An 18,127-nucleotide genomic window follows, 5' to 3' on the forward strand; every position below is an offset into this window, starting at 1 on the left:
GCCGACCGGTATGCGGGTTGCGTTGCCGGGGACGCGCCGAGGGCGTGCGGGGTGCCTTGCCGGGTGCGCCCGGCGGGCCGACGATGGACCGGTCCCCGCCCGCCCCGCCCGCCCGGAGGCCCAGTTGACCGATACGCGGTACGAGTCCTGGGTCGCTCTGGAGGCCGGGGCCGACCCCGCCGAGCGGACCGGCGAGCTGCGCCGCGCCCATGAGGCGTTCACCTCGGCCGGGCGGGTGGTCCGGCCCGTACGTCCGCTGGTGGCCGCGTCCTGGCGTCGCTCGGCCCGGGCCCGGGTGAACCCGGACGGCACGGCCGGTGTGGAGCTGGGCGAGGACGAGCTGGCCGTGTACCGGGACGGGCACCCCCTGGCCCGGGTGATGCCGGTGATCCGGGAGCTGATGGGCACATACGCGAAGGACGGCGAGCATCTCGTCGCCGTGTGCGACGCGCGGGGACGGCTGCTGTGGGTCGAGGGGCACCCGGGGGCCCGGCGCAAGGCGGGCGCGATGAACTTCGTGCCGGGCGCCCGGTGGGCGGAGTCGGCGGTGGGCACCAACGCGCCGGGGACGGCGCTGGCCGAGGACCGGCCCGTACAGGTCTTCTCCGCCGAGCACTTCCGGCGCCCGGTGCATCCCTGGACGTGCGCGGCGGCGCCGCTGCACGATCCGCGCACGGGGCGGCTGCTCGGCGCGGTGGACATCACCGGCGGCAACGGCCTGGCGCATCCGCACAGCCTCGCGTTCGTCCAGGCGGTGGCGCGGGCGGCGGAGGCGGAACTCGCCCTGCTCGCCCCGCAGCCGACCGGCGACACGATCGGGCTGAGCGCCCTCGGCCGTGACGAGGCGCTGCTGGTCGCCGCCGGGCGCAAGGTCCGCCTCAGCCGCCGCCACAGCGAGCTTCTGGTGCTGCTCGCCCGCCACCCCGAGGGCCTGACGGGTGATCAGCTGTTGGTCGACCTGTACGAGGACGAGTCGGTGACCCCGGTGACGGTCCGCGCCGAACTGTCGCGCCTGCGCCGCCTGCTGGGCCCCGACCTCCTGTCCTCCCGCCCGTACCGCCTCACCCTCCCGGTCGACACCGACTTCGACATGGTCGCCCGCCGCCTGGGCTCGGGCGCGGTGGCGGCGGCGATGGGCGCGTACACGGGCCCCTTGCTGCCCGCCTCGCAGGCACCCGCCGTGGTACGGATACGGTCCCGCCTAGCCGGACAGCTGCGCGCGGCCCTGATCGAGCGCGGCGACCCCGGACTGCTTGCGGACTGGGCACGCAGCCCGTGGGGCGGGGAGGACGTGAGGGTGTGGCGGGCGCTGGCGGGGGCGCTGCCGGAGTGCGGGCGGGGGGCTGCGCGGGCGAGGGTGCGGGAGCTGGATGCGGAGCAGGGGTCGGGGTTCACCCGAAGCACCTGACCGCCGCAGGGGCTCGCAACGGGCCCGCAACGTCGACGGTCCTAGCCTCCGCTGCGAGTGCCGCCCAAGGGCGGGCGGCGCCGGAGGGAGGCCACGGAGATGACCCGTTACGCAGCGCCCGGCACCGAGGGCGCGATCGTCTCGTACGAGTCGCGCTACGACCACTTCATCGGCGGGGAGTACGTACCGCCGGCCGGCGGCCAGTACTTCGAGAACCCGAGCCCCGTGAACGGCCGCCCCTTCACCGAGATCGCCCGCGGCACGGCGGAGGACGTCGAGCGCGCCCTCGACGCGGCCCACGCGGCGGCGCCCGCCTGGGGCCGGACCGCCCCGACCGAGCGCGCCAACATCCTCAACAAGATCGCCGACCGGATGGAGGCGCATCTGGAGGAGCTGGCGGTCGCGGAGAGCTGGGAGAACGGCAAGCCGGTCCGCGAGACGCTGGCGGCCGACATCCCGCTGGCGATCGACCACTTCCGCTACTTCGCGGGAGCGCTCCGCGCGCAGGAGGGCTCGCTGAGCCAGGTCGACGAGGACACGGTCGCGTACCACTTCCACGAGCCGCTCGGCGTCGTCGGCCAGATCATCCCGTGGAACTTCCCGATCCTGATGGCCACATGGAAACTGGCACCGGCGCTCGCGGCGGGCAACGCGGTGGTGCTCAAGCCCGCCGAGCAGACCCCGGCGTCCGTACACATCTGGCTGGGCCTGGTGGCCGACCTGATCCCGCCGGGCGTGGTGAACGTGGTGAACGGCTTCGGCGTGGAGGCGGGCAAACCACTGGCGTCGAGCCCGCGCGTGGCGAAGATCGCCTTCACCGGCGAGACGACGACGGGCCGCCTGATCATGCAGTACGCGTCGGAGAACATCCGCCCGGTGACGCTGGAACTCGGCGGCAAGTCCCCGAACATCTTCTTCGACGACGTCTGGTCGGCGGACGACGACTTCCGCGACAAGGCGCTGGAGGGCTTCACGATGTTCGCCCTCAACCAGGGCGAGGTCTGCACGTGTCCGTCCCGGGCGCTGATCCAGCGCGGCCACTACAGCGAGTTCCTGGAGGCGGGCATCGCCCGCACCGAGGCCATCGTGGCGGGCCACCCGCTGGACACGGACACGATGATCGGCGCCCAGGCCTCAAACGACCAGCTCCAGAAGATCCTGTCCTACCTGGACATCGGCCAGCAGGAGGGCGCGAAGATTCTGACAGGAGGTCAGCGGATCGAGTACGACGGCGAGTTGGCAGGTGGCTACTACGTCCAGCCCACGATCTTCGAGGGCGACAACCGCATGCGGATCTTCCAGGAGGAGATCTTCGGCCCGGTGGTCGCGGTGACGTCCTTCACGGACCTCGACGACGCGATCCGCACGGCGAACGACACCCTGTACGGCCTCGGCGCCGGCGTCTGGACCCGCGACGGCAGCCAGGCGTACCGCGCGGGCCGAGCGATCCAGGCGGGCCGCGTCTGGACGAACTGCTACCACGCCTACCCGGCACACGCCGCCTTCGGCGGCTACAAGCAGTCGGGGATCGGGCGGGAGAACCACAAGATGATGCTGGATCACTATCAGCAGACGAAGAACCTGCTCGTGTCGTACTCGGCGAAGAAGCTGGGCTTCTTCTAGAGGCATGAGAAAAGGCGCCCGACGTGCTGGAAAGCGTCCTTGAACGCCTTCCAGCACGTCGCCGTCACACCTGCGTCGTCACCGGGGCAACGTCACTTGCCGTGGTACGCGTTGTGGATCCTCAGCGTCGACTTGTTGCCCTGCTTGTCCGTGACCTCGGCGAGGAACGAGATGGCCTTGTCCTTCGCCGGGTTCTTCACGGAGATCCTGCCGTTCTCGACCTTCACGAGCTGCCAGGTATTGCCGTCGTCGTAGCTCACGGACACGGTGAGGGACCTGAGGTTCTTCCCGGCCGCCGCGCCCTGCACGGTCACCGGGACCTGGACCGGCCTGCCGGCCGGGGCGCGCGAGGCGAGGTCGGCGGGGGCCGCGAAGCGGACCGTGGACACCGGCAGCGCCGTGGTGGCCGCGACCTGCTTGGAGCGGAACGTGAAGCCGGCGTCGATGCGGGTGGAGGCCGCGGCGTCCTTCGCCGAGCGGGACGTGAGGGAAATGTGATCAACGGTGTGACAGGAGTGAAGAGTTGAGGCCTGTGATTTTAAGACATTTTTGACACTGTTGAGTTTCAGGAGAACGACGGTTGAACAACCGATGACCGTGCCGTCGTGAACGGATCGGCGTTGTCGTCCCGTACCCCTGCAGTTGCGCTCGGCGCGGGCTGCGGGCCCGGGGCGGGCCTCCGCATCCCCAGACGACCAACACCCTCACGGAGCGTGGCCCTCCAACTGGCCATGTCTGTACCCCTCATGGAACCTGTCGCCGTCCGGGCACAGGAGGTCCCACCCCCCTCTGCCCCCTCGTCGGACGACGAGTCACATCCGGGTCGTGTTGTCCCCCGGACAGGTCTCCGAACAGCCCGCAACCCGTGATCGACGGCGTCGTTGTACGGGCCGAGGGGGCCGACCCGATCACCGGGGACGACGGCAGGGGGACGAGAGAACATGACTGACACGCTGCCGCACGGCGTCGCACACTGTCCGGACGTCGAACCCGCGTTGGACGACGAGGAGTTCCCGGAGCTCCTGCGGGCGGGGACCGCGCTCGTCGAACCTGTTCTGCGCGAGGTCGTCGGGCGGCTGCACGTGTCCCTCGCCTCGGTGTGCCGGTACCACCTGGGATGGGAAAGCGACGGTGGCCGCGCGCCGTCAGTGGTGCGGGCGGGCAAGCAGATCCGGCCCGCGCTTGCGCTGCTGTCGGTGCGTTCGGTCGGTGCTCCCGAGCGGTTCGCCGCCAGTGCGGGCACCGCGGTCGAGCTCGTGCACCAGCTCTCGCTGCTGCACGACGACATCATGGACGGCGACACGGAGCGGCGCGGCAGGTCCACCGCCTGGGCGCACTTCGGCACCGGCGCCGCCGTGCTCACCGGTGACGCCCTCGTCGTCCAGGCCTTCGCCACCATCCTTCACGCGCGGGCTCCCGGGGCTTCCGCCGCCACCGAGGAGCTGATCGCCGCCGTGGAGCAGATGGTGGCGGGGCAGGCGGAGGATCTCGCCCTGGAACACCGCTCCGCCCATGAGGTGTCCGTGGCCCGGTACGTGGGCATGGCGCGCGGCAAGACCGGGGCGCTGTTCGGCTGCGCGGCGGCGCTCGGCGCCGTTCTCGCGCAGGCACCGCCACCCGTTGTGCGGGCCCTGCGCGGCGCCGGCAGCGATCTCGGCGTGGCGTTCCAGATCCTTGACGATGTGCTCGGCCTCTGGGGCGACGGGGCTCTTACCGGGAAGCCCGTTGGCACGGATCTGGTGCGTGGCAAGAAGACCCTTCCCCTTCTGTTGGCCGCCGGGTCGGACACCGCCGATGGCCGTCGGCTCGCGACCCTGCTCGGGCCCGCCCCGCTGCCGCCCGCCCTTGTCCCCGAGGCCATGGGCCTTCTCGACGCCACGCGCAGCCGGGAACGCGCCGAGGAGGTGGCGGCCCGCCATGTGGCCTCCGCGCTGGCCGCTCTGGACGCCGCGGAACTCCCCATGGACGTACGGCAGCAGTGGCACTCGCTCAGCGGTGGGCTGTCTCAGCGCAGAAGCTGAGCTGACGTCAGAAGGAAGCGCCGGAAGGAGATCCCCCGTGACGCTCGGACCGTACGCCCCGCGCGTGCTCGACGTACTGACGAACCGCTCGACGAACCGCGCTTCGCCGAGTACCGGCACACCCGGGTCGAGGTGCTCAGCGGAGGCACCCGGCAGAAGCTGAACCTGACCCCGGCGCTCATGCACGAGCCCGACGTGCTGCTGCTCGACGAGCCGTACCAGGGGTTCGGCTGGGAGACGTATCTGCGGTTCCGGGACGTCACCGCGGGGCCGCGTGAGCGGGGCCGCTGGGTGCTCGTCGTGTCGTATCTGGCCTGGGACGCCGGACGGCTGGATGTCGTCCACCGGCTGCAGGACGGAGTGGCCGCGCTGTGGAACACGGAACCCGCCGTCACGCAGGGAGTGTCGCGTTGACCCGGGTGTGGGAGGTGTTCCGTACCGGCGCCGTCTTCGCGCTCCTCGAACACGCCCGCCACCGCCTCGCCACCGTCCTGGTCGTCGTCTACATCCCGCTCCGGCTGACGCTGGAGCACTGGTTCGTCTCGCCGGTGCCCGCGCGGTTCCTGCTGCGCGCGACCGGTCGCACCGTGACCGTCGACGGCAACCACCTGACGATGGCGTCCGGGGCCGTCAACACGGTGACGCCCTCGGGACGGCGGCCTTCTTCGTACGGACCCGCAACCATCTCCGCGCGCCCACCCCACAGCCGTCGCCCGTCAGCCCCGCATGAACCGCCGCGCCCTACTTGCTCGGGTCCCGGAAGCGGCCGAACGCCTTCGTGAGGGCGCCCAGCGGTGAGCCGTCCGTCTTGGCCGGTCTCGGCGCGGGCAGCCGGGGCAGGCCGTCGCCGCCGGTCGCCTCGGCCAGCGCGGCCTGGGCCGCCTCGGCGGCCTCCCGGTACAGGTCGCGGGAGTTCGTCATGGCGTCGAGCGCCTCGGCGTACTTGGTGACCATGCCCTGGGCGTGGACCAGTTCCTCGTCCGGGGTGAGCAGGTGCCAGCCCTGGCGCAGCCGTGTCAGGGCCCGCTCGGCGTCGGCGGGCAGCGGGCGCGGCAGGGCGGCGAACTCCTTGATCCTGTCGAGGAGTTCGGTGGGTTCCGAGCCGTCGAGGAAGACACTGCGCACCGTGAAGCGGTCCGCGTCGTACCCCGGGCCCTGCGGCGTCGTGGGCAGGACGACGGCGCCGCCGCGCGGCATCCGTACGCCCAGCTCCCGCTTCATCGCGAAGTCGGCGATCTGTGCCTGCTCCGGTGTGCTCCGGTGCTCGACCACCCGGTGGCGCAGGCTCGGCGGCAGGAACGCCGAGACGGGCTGCTGCCCCGCCGCGTCCGGTGTCATCGCCTCGTGCACCACGACATGGATGAACCAGCTCTGCCGACTGCAGTCCCGCAGCAGGTGGCGCAGCTCGTCGTCGTCCTTCGGCAGCTGGTTCGTCGTGCGCAGCCGCACACCCGGAACCGTGTCGTGGTCCCAGGCGATCCGGTCGCTGTCGGGCCAGAACATGGTGACGGGCGAGGGCCAGTGCGCCTCCCACGCCCGCTCCGCCTCGGCGGCGAGGACCCAGGTGACGCCCTCGCCTTCCTTGCGGCGGCCCTCGGGTTCGTACAGGGTCAGCTGGGCCCGCACCGTGACGTCGTCGGCCACGCGCCAGCGGGCCTCGAAGAGGCGGCGGGCCGACGGGCCGGGGTCGGCGGACTCGTCGCGCGGGTGCAGGACGGTGGAACGCGCCGCCTCGACGGGGTCGAGGTCCAGGAAGCCGTCGAGCACCCCGGCCGCCTGGAGGGCGATCAGGTTGCGCCGGACGTCCTGTTCGGGCTCGGGCCCGAGGTGGCGCGCGCGCCCCAGCCACGCGGTGTCGGGGACGGTGGTCGAGGAGGTGCTCTTCTTGGCCATGGAGTCGTTCTCTAGATGATCGGGGCCAGACCAGTATCCTCCGTCAACCTGCAGATGGAAGCGGTACCAGGTCTACTACTTGTTCACCCTATTCGGCGGCGCCTGCCATCGCGTCACCGACGTGCCGGCCCCGTCGGGGCTCGGATGACCACTTCCGGGTCGAAGAGGAGCTCGCCCGTGGGGACCTCCGCGGTTGCTCACCGGGAAGAGCACGCTGCGGCCCGCCTCCAGGGCCAGGCGGTCCGCGGGCTGGCGGACCCGTGGTGAGCGCCGGGTCGGTGAACTCGGTGATCGACGAGCCGTCGTACCCCGCACACCGAGACGTCGTCCGGCACCGACAGACCCTGCCGCCGCAGGCCCCGGAGGGCGCCCAGGGCCATGTAGTCGCTGGCCGCGCCCCCTGGCGGGCTACGGCGCCGAGCTCCTCGCCCGCCTCCCGGGCATCACCCCGCTTCCCGCCGACGACCGCCTCGCCATGCCGGCCCTGCCCCTGCCTCCCGCACTGGCCCGCACCCGTGCCGAGGCCGACGCCCGGCGCGAGGAGATCGCGGCCCGCCTCGGCTTCCGGGTGGCGATCTGGCCCTGGCCGGGCGGCGGTGGCATCCGTATCAGTAATCAGCGGGCTGATCTACCACGTGCCCGCGGAGTACGAACGCCCGGCGGCGGCCCTGCGGCCGCTCCTGGACGGGCGATGAGTCGACGGACGCTGACTCGACCGGCGCTGACTCGACCGGCGCTGACTCGACGGGCGCGATGAGCACCCGCTAGGCGCACGACGGGCACAGGCCCCGGTACGTGACCTCCGCCGCCGACACCGTGAACCCGAACCGCTCCTCCGCCGGGAGCTGGGTGAGCAGGTCGCCCGTCGTGTGGACGTCGCGGATGGTGCCGCAGCCGGAGCAGACCAGGTGCTGGTGGGGGCGGTGCGCGTTGGGGTCGTAGCGCTTGGCGCGGCCGTCGGTGGAGACCTCCATGACCTCGCCGAGGGAGACCATCTCGCCCAGCGTGTTGTAGACGGTCGCCCGGGAGATCTCCGGCAGCCGCCGCGCCGCGCGGGCGTGCACTTCGTCGGCCGTGAGGTGCACGTGGTCGCCGTCGAGGACCTCCGCCACGACACGCCGCTGGGAGGTCACCCGCCAGCCGTGTCCGCGGAGCCGCTCCAGCAGGTCACTCATAGTGGTCCATCCGTTCCGGCTCGGTGGAGATCGAGTAGGGCAGTAATGGGATACCCGCCTTCACCGGTGCCCGTACAGCTTCCGACCGAGGACGAAACCGGTGAGCTTCTTGACCTGGACTCCGTCCATCGTAGGATCGGTTCCCAACGACGGCCAAGGGAGCGGACAAGTCCGGTAGTCCACCCGTCCCTGCGAACCCCGCTCCGACCGACCGTCGAACCGTCCACCATTTGACCGCGACGGGACCGTCCGCCGCATCGAAACGTTCCATCACCCGAAGTCCCCTGAGCAGTGTGATCCACCCAGCCCGGAAGGATTCCGATGTCTGAGAACCACGACGCGATCGTCACGGACCCGAGAACGGAGGAGGGAAGCGGCGGCTGCCCGGTCGCGCACGGTCGCGCCCCACACCCCACGCAGGGCGGCGGAAACCGTCAATGGTGGCCGGAGCGGCTCAACCTGAAGATCCTCGCCAAGAACCCCGCCGTGGCCAACCCGCTGGGCGAGGAGTTCGACTACGCCGAGGCGTTCAGGACCCTCGACCTGCCGACCGTGAAGCGGGACATCGCCGAGGTGCTGACCACCTCGCAGGACTGGTGGCCCGCCGACTTCGGCCACTACGGCCCGCTGATGATCCGTATGGCGTGGCACAGCGCCGGCACGTACCGCATCAGCGACGGCCGCGGCGGCGCCGGGGCCGGTCAGCAGCGCTTCGCCCCCCTCAACAGCTGGCCGGACAACGCGAGCCTCGACAAGGCCCGCCGTCTGCTGTGGCCGGTCAAGAAGAAGTACGGCCGGAGCCTGTCCTGGGCCGACCTGATGATCCTCGCAGGAAACGTTTCTCTGGAGACGATGGGCTTCAAGACCTTCGGCTTCGGCGGCGGGCGCCCGGACGTCTGGGAGCCCGACGAGGACGTGTACTGGGGCCCCGAGACCGCCTGGCTCGACGACCAGCGCTATACCGGCGACCGTGAGCTGGAGAACCCCCTCGGCGCGGTGCAGATGGGCCTGATCTACGTCAACCCGGAGGGCCCGAACGGCACCCCGGACCCGATCGCCGCGGCCCGCGACATCCGTGAGACGTTCCGCCGGATGGCGATGAACGACGAGGAGACGGTCGCGCTGATCGCCGGCGGCCACACCTTCGGCAAGACCCACGGCGCGGGCCCGGCGGACGCCGTCGGCCCCGACCCCGAGGCCTCCCCGCTGGAGCAGCAGGGCCTCGGCTGGCGGAACTCGTACGGCACCGGCGTGGGCGGCGACGCGATCACCAGCGGCCTTGAGGGCGTCTGGACCACCACGCCGATCACCTGGGACAACAGCTTCTTCGAGATCCTCTTCGGCTACGAGTGGGAGCTGTTCGACAGCCCCGCGGGCGCGCACCAGTGGCGGCCGAAGGACGGAGCCGGGGCGGGCACCGTCCCCGACGCCCACGACGCGTCCAAGACCCACGCGCCGACCATGCTGACGACCGACCTCTCGCTCCGGTACGACCCGGTCTACGAGCCGATCTCACGGCGCTTCAAGGAGAACCCGGCCGAGTTCGCGGACGCGTTCGCCCGTGCCTGGTTCAAGCTGACCCACCGCGACATGGGCCCCGTCGTCCGCTACCTCGGCCCGGAGGTCCCGGCCGAGACGCTGCTGTGGCAGGACCCGCTGCCCGAGGTGACGCACGAGCTGGTCTCCGCCGCGGACGTCGCCTCCCTCAAGGAGCGGATCCTCGGCTCGGGCCTCTCGGTGTCCCAGCTGGTCTCCGCCGCCTGGGCGTCGGCCTCGTCCTTCCGCGGCAGCGACAAGCGCGGCGGCGCCAACGGCGCGCGCATCCGCCTGGAGCCGCAGCGCGGCTGGGAGGTCAACGAGCCGGACCGGCTGGCGGTGGTGCTGAGCACCCTGGAGGGGATCCAGCGGGAGTTCGACTCCGGCGCCAAGAAGGTCTCCCTGGCCGACCTGATCGTGCTCGGCGGGTCCGCCGCCGTGGAGAAGGCCGCCAAGGACGCGGGCCTCGACATCGAGGTCCCCTTCACGCCGGGCCGCGCGGACGCCTCGCAGGAGCAGACCGACGTGGAGTCGTTCGCCGCGCTGGAGCCGACGGCCGACGGGTTCCGCAACTACCTCGGCAAGGGCAACCGGCTCCCGGCCGAGTACCTGCTGCTCGACAAGGCGAACCTGCTGAACCTCAGCGCTCCCGAACTGACGGTCCTGGTGGGCGGCCTCCGGGTGCTCGGCGCCAACCACCAGCAGTCGTCGGCGGGCGTCCTCACCGAGACCCCCGGGGTGCTGACCAACGACTTCTTCGTCAACCTGCTCGACCTGGGCACGACGTGGAAGGCGACCTCCGAGGACGCGACCACCTTCGAGGGCAGCGACTCCGCCACGGGCGAGGTCAAGTGGACCGGCACCCGCGCCGACCTGGTCTTCGGCTCGAACTCCGAGCTGCGCGCCGTCGCGGAGGTGTACGCGAGCGACGACGCGAAGGAGAAGTTCGTGAAGGACTTCGTCGCGGCGTGGGAGAAGGTCATGAACCTGGACCGGTTCGACCTCGTGTGACCGCCTCTGGTCGCATGATCGTCTGAGGTACTATAAGTGGCGCCTCCCCTGCAAAACCGCCCGGGCCCGCCGCCTCTTCTCGTGGGTCAGGACCTTCAGATCACCGGCACCGGGTACGTCGGGTACTCCACGCCGGAGACGTGCTGGACCACGCGGATGACCTGGCACGAGTAGCCGAACTCGTTGTCGTACCAGAGGTACAGGATCGCGTTGTCGCCGTCGACCTTCGTGGCGCCCGCGTCGACGATCGAGGCGTGGCGCGAGCCGACGAAGTCCATCGACACGGCGTCGGGGGCGGTGGTGAAGTCGATCTGGCGCTTCAGCGGCGAGTTCAGCGAGACATCGCGGAGGTACTCCAGGACCTCCTCGCGGGTGGTCTCGCGACCGAGCCGCAGGCTGAGGATCGCGATCGAGACGTCCGGCACCGGGACGCGGATCGAGCTGCCGGTGATCGGCGCCTTGAGGTCGGGCAGCGCCTTCGCGACGGCGGAGGCGGCACCGGTCTCGGTGATGACCATGTTCAGCGGCGCCGAACGGCCGCGGCGGTCGGCCTTGTGGTAGTTGTCCAGCAGGTTCTGGTCGTTGGTGAACGAGTGGACGGTCTCCACGTGGCCGCGCAGCACGCCGTACTCGTCCGCCATCGCCTTCAGCGGCGGGACGATCGCGTTGGTGGTGCAGGACGCGCAGGACAGGATCTGCTCGTCCGGCTTGATCGTGTCGTGGTTGACGCCGTGCACGATGTTGGGCACGTCGCCCTTGCCGGGGGCGGTCAGGACGACCTTGTCGATACCGGGGCGCAGGTGCTTGGAGAGGCCCTCGCGGTCGCGCCACTTGCCGGTGTTGTCGATGAGGATGGCGTCGTTGATGCCGTACGCCGTGTAGTCGACCTCGGACGGGTCGTTGGCGTAGATCACCTTGATCTCGTTGCCGTTGGCGACGATGGTGCTGGTCGCCTCGTCAACGGTGATCGTGCCCTGGAACTGGCCGTGGATGGAGTCACGGCGCAGCAGCGAGGCGCGCTTGACGATGTCCTGGTCACCGCCCTGGCGGACGACGATGGCGCGCAGCCGCAGGCCGTTGCCGGAACCGGCCTTCTCGATGAGCAGGCGCGCGACGAGGCGGCCGATGCGGCCGAACCCGTAGAGGACGACGTCGCGGCCCTCGCCGCGCTCGATCTTGTTGTCACCCGTGGCGCCGATGACCGCCCCGGCGGTGAACTCCGCCACGGACAGGCCGCGGTCGTCGGCCTGGTACGTCGCGGCGAGCATGCCGATGTCGATCTGCGAGGGGCCGAGATCGAGGGTGGTGAGAGCCTGCAGGAACGGAAGCGTGTCGGTGACCGAGAGTTCCTCACCGGCGATCTGCCGGGCGAATCGGTGGGTCTTCAGGATGCTGACCACCGACTTGTTCACCAGGGAGCGGCTGTGGAGGAGGACGGTGACGTCCCGCTCCCGGTGCAGCTTCCCGATGATCGGGATCATCGACTCCGCGATCTCCTCGCGGTTCTTCCAATTGGTGAACGAGTCGTCATTGACAGTCACGAGTTTATCTTTCGAGCTAGGCGGCGCTCATATGCTAACCCGACCCCTGTCCGACCGTTCAAGGGGTGCCGCCCAGCGCGCGGAGTCCGACGAGGGTGGGGCCGGGGCCCGTCCGGCGGATCTGGTCGGCTTCGGTGCGGAGTGCGGTTTCGGTGCTGGTGAGCGGGTGTCCGGTGCGTCCAGCCGCAGGGCGCGGGATTGAGGCGACGCGTTGAGGTCTCCCCTGCTCGAACGAAGCCGAGAGCATGGGGAAGTCGGCGATTGACGACAACGCCGCTGGGGCCCCGGGCCCTCAAGGCCTCGGGGAGGGGCGTGCCAGACACCCGCGCGCCGACCAGATCCGCCGGACAGGCTCTGGGCGATCGGCAGGCAGATCGCCCAGGACTGGAAGACGCGCTCCGCGGAGGTGGCTGAAACGCCACGCCCCGTAACCGTGAGTGAGTGTTCTGCGCCATGCCGCAGCCCGCCGGGAGGCCGCCATCGGGGCACCCCCAACGGACCGCGGCCGAAGGGTCACGCCCCCGGCTTCCTCCCCCACACGTACACCGCGTCCCCCTGTTGCAGAGCGGTCCACAAGCGCTTGGCGTCCTCGTGGCGCAGGTTGACGCAGCCGTGGGAGCCGGAGCCTTCGTAGAGGTTGTTATAGACGCCGTGGATGGCCTGGCCCCCGCTGAAGTACTGGCTGAACGTCATCGGCGAGTTGTAGAGCGTCGACCAGTCGTCCCGTTTACGCCATTCGACATGGAACCAGCCGGTACGGGTGGGGAGCTCCGCCCGGCCGGACCTGATGGCGACGGGCGTGAAGACCACCTTGCCGTCCAGGGCGACCCACATGATCTGGTGGCCCAGATCGACGCAGGCGACCCGGCCCATGCGCTCGGGGCAGCCGCGCAGCTTCTCGGGATAGTTCTGGGCCCACTCCCAGTACAGGGCCGTGTACGTGATCGGTCCGGCGGAGCCGTCGGCCGGCACGATGAGCTGGCTCTCCTGGTACCGCTGGATCGCCAGACAGTCGGCGGGCGACTGCGAGCCGTCCGCCTCCAGCCCCATCAGCTCTTCGACCTCGCGCTGATACGGGCCGTCGGCCGTCGAGCACTTCAGCGGGGCGCTCCCGGGCGTCGGGGCCGCGACGGCGACACCGTACGCGGGCAGGACGCCGACGGTCAGCGCCAGGGGCGCGGCGGGGATCAGCGCCCGCAGGGTGCGGCGGGCTCGCGGGAACTTCCACATGGCGCATACATGTGCACCGTCCGCCCAGCGCGTACCCCCGCCGGAACGAACTTCACTCTCCCGCGCCGAGGCTGAACCCCTGTCAGGGCCCTGCCGGTAACCTGTAGCCCGGTCAGGCCACGTCCCCAGAAGGGTTGTTCCGCGGTTTGAAGTGCGATAAAGCCACGATGGCCGCGAGCCGCGAGCCGCGAGCCGCGAGCCGCGAGCCGCGAGCCGCGAGCCGCGCGGCCAAATGGGATATTCGGCGCGTAGCTTCTCGGGGTGGCCATGCACCCTAGCCCGCCCCTGCGCGTACCCGTAGGGCACGACGCCCAGCGGTGGAGCACGTTCCACGCCCGGCGCACGCTCGTCGTCGCCGCCCGTACGGTCACCTCGACCGCCCGTGTCCTGGAGTCGCTGCCCGCTCTCCTCCGCGACGACACCCGCGTGGCCGTCGTCTTCGCGTACGACCCGACGTCGGCCTTCGACAACGGCGTCCTGGAGCTGCTTCACGACTCCGGCTGCCGGGTCATGCCCTGGCGGCAGTTGAGCGAGATCGACCCCGATCTGATCGTCTCCGCCAGCGAGAACATCGACGTACCGCAAGGCGACTGCCCGGTCCTCGTCCTGCCGCACGGCATCGGCTTCCAGAAGTTCGTGCCGGACTCCCGGGCGGAGCGCAGCAGGCTGTCCGGCGTGGTCCCCGACTCCCTCCTTGAGGCGGGGCGCGCCTGGCTGGCCGTGTCGCACCCGGACCAGGAGGCCCAGTTGCTCGCCAGCCACCCCAAGACCGCCGGTCGCACCCTGCTGGTGGGCGATCCGTGCCTCGACGAGCTGGTCGTGAGCACGCGGCACCGGGACGCGTACCGGGAGGCGCTGGGCGTCGGCGCCGGGCAGCGGCTGGTCATGGTGAGCTCGACCTGGGGGCGGACCTCCCTCATCGGCCGGGAGCCGGGGCTGCCCGCGCGCCTGCTCGCCGCGCTGCCGTACGACGAGTACCGCGTGGGCGCGATCATCCATCCCAACGTGTGGTCGGCGCACGGCCCCTGGCAGGTGCGCACGGCGCAGGCCACCGCGCTGGACGCCGGCCTGCTGCTGATGCCGCCGGTCCACAGCTGGCGCCCCGCGCTGGTCGCGGCCGACGTCGTCATCGGCGACCACGGTTCGGTGACGCTGTACGGGGCCGCCCTGGACAAGCCCGTACTGCTCGCCGCGTTCGGAAGCGACGCCGTGCCGGGGACCGCGGGCGCCGATCTCGCGCGCATCGCGCCCCGGCTCGATCCGGCCGGAGACCTGCGGCGGCAGGTCGAGGACGCCGTCCACGGCCATGTGCCACAGCGGTACGCGGAGGTGTCCGGGCGGGCCTTCAGCGACCCCGGGCAGGCGCTCACCCGCCTCCGTACCGCCCTGTATCAGCTGCTCCAACTGCCCGAGCCGCCCTCACGTCCGCCCGCCGCGCTGACCCTGCTCCCGCCGGAGCCCCCGTCGGCGGCGGTCACTTCATGGCGGGTGACCACCGCCGTCTCCGAGGGCGCGGGCCGGCCGGTGGTCACCGCTCACCGGTTCCCCGCCGCCGTCTGCGACGACTGGGCCGAGGGCCCGGGCCCGTACGTCCATCTGGCGTGCACCGACGAGGAACGCGACCCGCGACTGGCCGAGAGCGCGTCGGTCGTCGTCCGAGCCCGCCCGGCCGTGACGGCGGCCGCGGCCCTGGACTGGATCCAGGACTCGCTGACTCGGCTGCCGGGCAGCCGCCTGGCCGCGACCGGCGTACATGAGGCTGGAGCCGGGACAGGGTGGCTGATCGGGCTTCGGGACGGGCGGGTCGTCGAAGCGGCGGCCACCGGCCCGTCCCTCGACGCGGGGCTGTTGGCGGCCGCCGTATACGGCCGTCTGCGCGCGGGCCACCCACTGGACGACACCAGGGTGACGCTGAGGGTCGGCGGGCTGCGCGACACGGATGTACGTCTGCGACCGCACTCGGCGCGGACGAGCGCGTCGGCGGACTGACCCCCGTCGCGCCGCTTCCCTACCCCTCGCCGTCCAAGCGCTCCAACCGTTCGCGCAGCCCCTGCGCCGAGGGGCTGCCACCCGCCTCGTGGATCTCCAGGGCCCTGGTGAGGTACGGGCGGGCGGCGCCGCGTGGTCCCCCGGTCCGCTCGGTGATGTCGGCCAGCTGGACCAGGGCCTGGGCCTCGTAGTGGGTGGCGTCCTCGCCCCGGAGGGTGCGTGCGGCCTCCCGTAGTGCGCGCAGGGCTTCCTGGGGGTCGCCCAGGTGGTCGTGGACGGTCCCGATGGCGGCCGTCGCCCGCGCCGCCATCCGCGTGTCCGAGCACCCGAGCAGCTCCTCCCGCGCCCGGCCCAGCGTGGCCAGGGCGTCGGCGTGGTCGCCGTGGGCGTCCTGCGCGCATCCCAGGAAGTACGCCGCGATGGCCGCCCCGCGCGCCTCTCCCGCCCGGCGGTTGAGATCGAGGGAGCGGCGGTACGCCTCGATGGCGCGAGCGGGGTCGGCACGGTCCCAGTACCGTCCGAGGAACTCCTGCACGGACGCCCGCAGGACGATGTGGCCGGCGATCTCGGCGCAGCTGACGGCCGCTTCCAGCTCGGCGCGCGCCCGGTCGTCCTCGCCGAGGTCGAGCAGGGGCCGCGACAGCAGGCCGCGCAGCCGCGCCTCTGCCGCCGGCATCAGCTCCGCCGCCGCGGCTGCCGCGCCCAGCTCCAGGGACTCCCGCCACATGGCGAGGTGCCGGTGGTGCAGGAACAGGACGGTGAAGGCCTCGGCCAACTGCCAGACCGGCTCGTGCAGTTGCTGCTGCGAGGCGGCCCGGAGCACCTGGAGGATGTTCGCTCGCTCGGCCTCCAGCCAGTCCAGCGGCGCCGGGCCACCCGGCGCGGCGAACGGGTCGGGGGTGTCCGCCAGCAGCTCGGAGAGGTCCGCGATGCGCAGACGGTCCGCCCGGACCGCCCGGTCTGCCAAGCCGGTGAGGGCGAGGTAGTGCGTCACGACGCGCCGCGTCAGCGCCGCCCGCTCACCGTCCGCTTCTTCCCGCTCCGCGCATTCGCGTGCATGCAGTCGTACGAGGCCGTGCAGCCGGTACCGGCCGTCCGCGGAGCCTTCGAGGAGGCTCGCGGCCTCCAGCACGTCCAGGAGATCCGCTGCCCGCGGGGTGTCGATCCCAGCGGCGACGGCGGCCGTCGCGGCGTCGAAGGTGCGCACCGGCGCCCACCCCAGAAGCCGGTAGAGCCGGGCCGCGTCGGGCGGCAGCATGCGGTACGACGGGCCGAGTACGGCGGACACCGGGCGCTCCCCTCGTATCGACATTCCGGCGAGCCGTCCGGCCTCGTCGGCAAGCTCCTGCGCCAGGCCGGTCATGGTCAGGCGGCGGTCGGTGAGCAGCCGGGCCGCCACCACGTGCAGCGCCACCGGAAGGCCGCCGCACAGCTCCACCAGCCGTTCGGCCGCCGCCCGTTCGGCGGCCACGGCGTCCTCGCCGCAGCGGTCGGCGAGGAGCCGCATCCCGCCGTCCCCGTCCAATGGGTCCAGCGAGATCAACCGGGCGCCGTCCAGGACCAGTTCGCCGAGTCTCCCGTGGCTGGTGACGAGCACCGCGCTGCCGGGCCCCTTGGGGACGAGGGGTCTGACCTGCGCGGGGTGGCTGACCTCGTCGAGGACGACCAGCATCCGGCGCTGTGCGGAGCGCGACCGGAACAGGGCGGTGCGCTCGGCGAGCGAGCGCGGCATCCACTCGTCGCTCACCCCGAGCGACCTGAGGCACATGGCGACGGCCTCGGAGACGTCGCCGCCGGTCTGCCCGTGCAGGCTCGCGAAGTCCACGTACATCTGGCCGTCGGGGAACAGCTCCCGGGATCTGTCCGCCCAGTGGCAGGCGGTCGCGGTCTTGCCGACGCCCGGCAGACCGTGGAGCACGCCGATGCCGATGTGTGCGGCGGCGCGGGTCCCGCCGCCCCCGAAGCACCGGTCCAGGGCCGAGAGGTCGGCCGTGCGGTTGACGAACGTGACGGTGAGGGCGGGCACCTGGTCCGGCCGGGCCTCGGGCCGGGGGTGGGGCGAGTGCGGCTGGGCCGGGGCGAGTTCATCGAGCAGCCGCCGCAACTCCGAGGCCGCGCCCGGGTCCTCCCGGAGGATCTCCAGAAGTCGCCGCGACCAGCGGTTCTCAAGGTCGGCCACCGCACGCTCGTCCCGTACGCCGCGCGCCGCCTCCAGCTCGTCGCTGGCGGTCTGGAGCTCGCCCTCGGCGTCCTCCGCGTCCCCGGCGCTACGCGTCCCGTCCGCCCCGTCCGCCCCGCCCGCGTCTCCGCGCCGGCGAGCGAGGAAGCGCCCCAGCCGCTCCCTGGCCTGCGCCCAGGAGTCCGAGACCATGAGCCCGACCAGGCTCGTCGCACCCGACGCCGCGAGCGCGGTCAACTCGGCTTCCACCCGGCCCCCTTCATGTCTCCCGCCCGTCGGGCCGGTCGACCACCACCGTAGAGAGGGCGGGCGGTGTTGGACAGCCCAACGCGCAGGCGCCCGCCGGGAGAAGTCGGGCGGGGGGCGGCCCGGCTCAGGGCAGCGCCCGTTGCGGAAGGGCAGTCTCTGTTCCGGGAATGGCGCGGTGGAGGGGGCCGGACGGGGGCCCGGCCCCCCCCCCCCGCCCCTCACCAACCGCGGCTGGTGGTTCTGCAGCCGGTGGTCACACCGGCGGGGGGCGA

At 71.9% G+C, this 18,127-nt stretch carries 12 protein-coding genes and 2 pseudogenes; 7 read left to right on the forward strand and 7 right to left on the reverse strand.

From position 1 onward, the window contains the following. Window positions 1–124: 124 nt before the first annotated feature. Both ACFWA7_RS01845 and ACFWA7_RS01850 read left to right on the forward strand, forming a co-directional pair. Window positions 125–1,408, forward strand: a complete 1,284-nt coding sequence (locus ACFWA7_RS01845) for a GAF domain-containing protein (protein WP_385537754.1) — start codon at window positions 125–127, stop codon at window positions 1,406–1,408. Window positions 1,409–1,507: 99 nt separating this feature from the next. Beyond that, window positions 1,508–3,031: an aldehyde dehydrogenase family protein gene (locus ACFWA7_RS01850; protein ID WP_385820267.1), complete on the forward strand. Its 1,524-nt coding sequence runs from the start codon at window positions 1,508–1,510 to the stop codon at window positions 3,029–3,031. 92 nt (window positions 3,032–3,123) lie between these two features. Here ACFWA7_RS01850 and ACFWA7_RS01855 read toward each other — a convergent pair whose 3' ends face one another. Continuing rightward, a complete protein-coding gene (locus ACFWA7_RS01855) occupies window positions 3,124–3,420 on the reverse strand; it encodes a hypothetical protein (protein WP_385820269.1) in 297 nt (98 codons plus the stop codon). 552 nt (window positions 3,421–3,972) lie between these two features. Between ACFWA7_RS01855 and ACFWA7_RS01860 the strand changes: the two genes are divergently transcribed. The 3 genes and pseudogenes from ACFWA7_RS01860 to ACFWA7_RS01870 all read left to right on the forward strand — a co-directional run bounded on the left by ACFWA7_RS01860 (window position 3,973) and on the right by ACFWA7_RS01870 (window position 5,834). Then, the gene (locus tag ACFWA7_RS01860) at window positions 3,973–5,052 is read left to right on the forward strand and encodes a polyprenyl synthetase family protein (RefSeq protein ID WP_385537745.1); all 1,080 of its coding nucleotides are present in this window, start codon (window positions 3,973–3,975) and stop codon (window positions 5,050–5,052) included. Between the two features lie 72 nt (window positions 5,053–5,124). Continuing rightward, window positions 5,125–5,466: pseudogene (locus ACFWA7_RS01865) on the forward strand (ATP-binding cassette domain-containing protein); the annotation flags it as partial. Continuing rightward, window positions 5,463–5,834 (forward strand): hypothetical protein, encoded by a 372-nt coding sequence (locus ACFWA7_RS01870; RefSeq protein WP_385820271.1) that lies wholly within the window; start codon window positions 5,463–5,465, stop codon window positions 5,832–5,834. The pseudogene ACFWA7_RS01865 and the gene ACFWA7_RS01870, both read left to right, overlap by 4 nt. Here the strand turns inward: ACFWA7_RS01870 and ACFWA7_RS01875 are convergent. The 3 genes and pseudogenes from ACFWA7_RS01875 to ACFWA7_RS01885 form a co-directional block, all read right to left on the reverse strand. Next, window positions 5,794–6,945: a hypothetical protein gene (locus ACFWA7_RS01875; RefSeq protein WP_385537739.1), complete on the reverse strand. Its 1,152-nt coding sequence runs from the start codon at window positions 6,943–6,945 to the stop codon at window positions 5,794–5,796. The two genes, ACFWA7_RS01870 and ACFWA7_RS01875, sit on opposite strands and share 41 nt — an antisense overlap. A 197-nt stretch (window positions 6,946–7,142) precedes the next feature. After that, window positions 7,143–7,328 (reverse strand): annotated as a pseudogene (locus tag ACFWA7_RS01880) (hypothetical protein); the annotation flags it as partial. Window positions 7,329–7,709: 381 nt separating this feature from the next. Continuing rightward, window positions 7,710–8,120 (reverse strand): Fur family transcriptional regulator, encoded by a 411-nt coding sequence (locus ACFWA7_RS01885; protein ID WP_385537736.1) that lies wholly within the window; start codon window positions 8,118–8,120, stop codon window positions 7,710–7,712. Window positions 8,121–8,441: 321 nt separating this feature from the next. On the opposite strand from ACFWA7_RS01885, the gene katG reads away from it, so the two are divergent. Further along, on the forward strand, window positions 8,442–10,667 hold the full coding sequence (katG, locus tag ACFWA7_RS01890) for a catalase/peroxidase HPI (RefSeq protein WP_385820273.1): 2,226 nt from the start codon (window positions 8,442–8,444) through the stop codon (window positions 10,665–10,667). A gap of 95 nt (window positions 10,668–10,762) precedes the next feature. Here katG and ACFWA7_RS01895 read toward each other — a convergent pair whose 3' ends face one another. Then, on the reverse strand, window positions 10,763–12,208 hold the full coding sequence (locus ACFWA7_RS01895; RefSeq protein WP_385537730.1) for a glyceraldehyde-3-phosphate dehydrogenase: 1,446 nt from the start codon (window positions 12,206–12,208) through the stop codon (window positions 10,763–10,765). A 513-nt stretch (window positions 12,209–12,721) separates the two neighbouring features. Continuing rightward, complete coding sequence (locus ACFWA7_RS01900; RefSeq protein ID WP_385820275.1) at window positions 12,722–13,438, reverse strand: L,D-transpeptidase; 717 nt, start codon at window positions 13,436–13,438, stop codon at window positions 12,722–12,724. A gap of 267 nt (window positions 13,439–13,705) precedes the next feature. Here ACFWA7_RS01900 and ACFWA7_RS01905 point away from each other — a divergent pair, with 267 nt between their 5' ends. After that, window positions 13,706–15,427 carry a hypothetical protein gene (locus ACFWA7_RS01905; protein WP_385820426.1) on the forward strand — a complete coding sequence of 574 codons (1,722 nt, stop codon included), beginning with the start codon at window positions 13,706–13,708 and terminating at the stop codon, window positions 15,425–15,427. A 19-nt stretch (window positions 15,428–15,446) separates the two neighbouring features. On the opposite strand, the gene ACFWA7_RS01910 is transcribed toward ACFWA7_RS01905, so the two are convergent. Beyond that, window positions 15,447–17,855 carry an ATP-binding protein gene (locus ACFWA7_RS01910; RefSeq protein WP_385820277.1) on the reverse strand — a complete coding sequence of 803 codons (2,409 nt, stop codon included), beginning with the start codon at window positions 17,853–17,855 and terminating at the stop codon, window positions 15,447–15,449. Window positions 17,856–18,127: the final 272 nt, after the last annotated feature.

Source organism: Streptomyces sp. NPDC059994 (assembly GCF_042737755.1).
Taxonomy (GTDB): domain Bacteria; phylum Actinomycetota; class Actinomycetes; order Streptomycetales; family Streptomycetaceae; genus Streptomyces.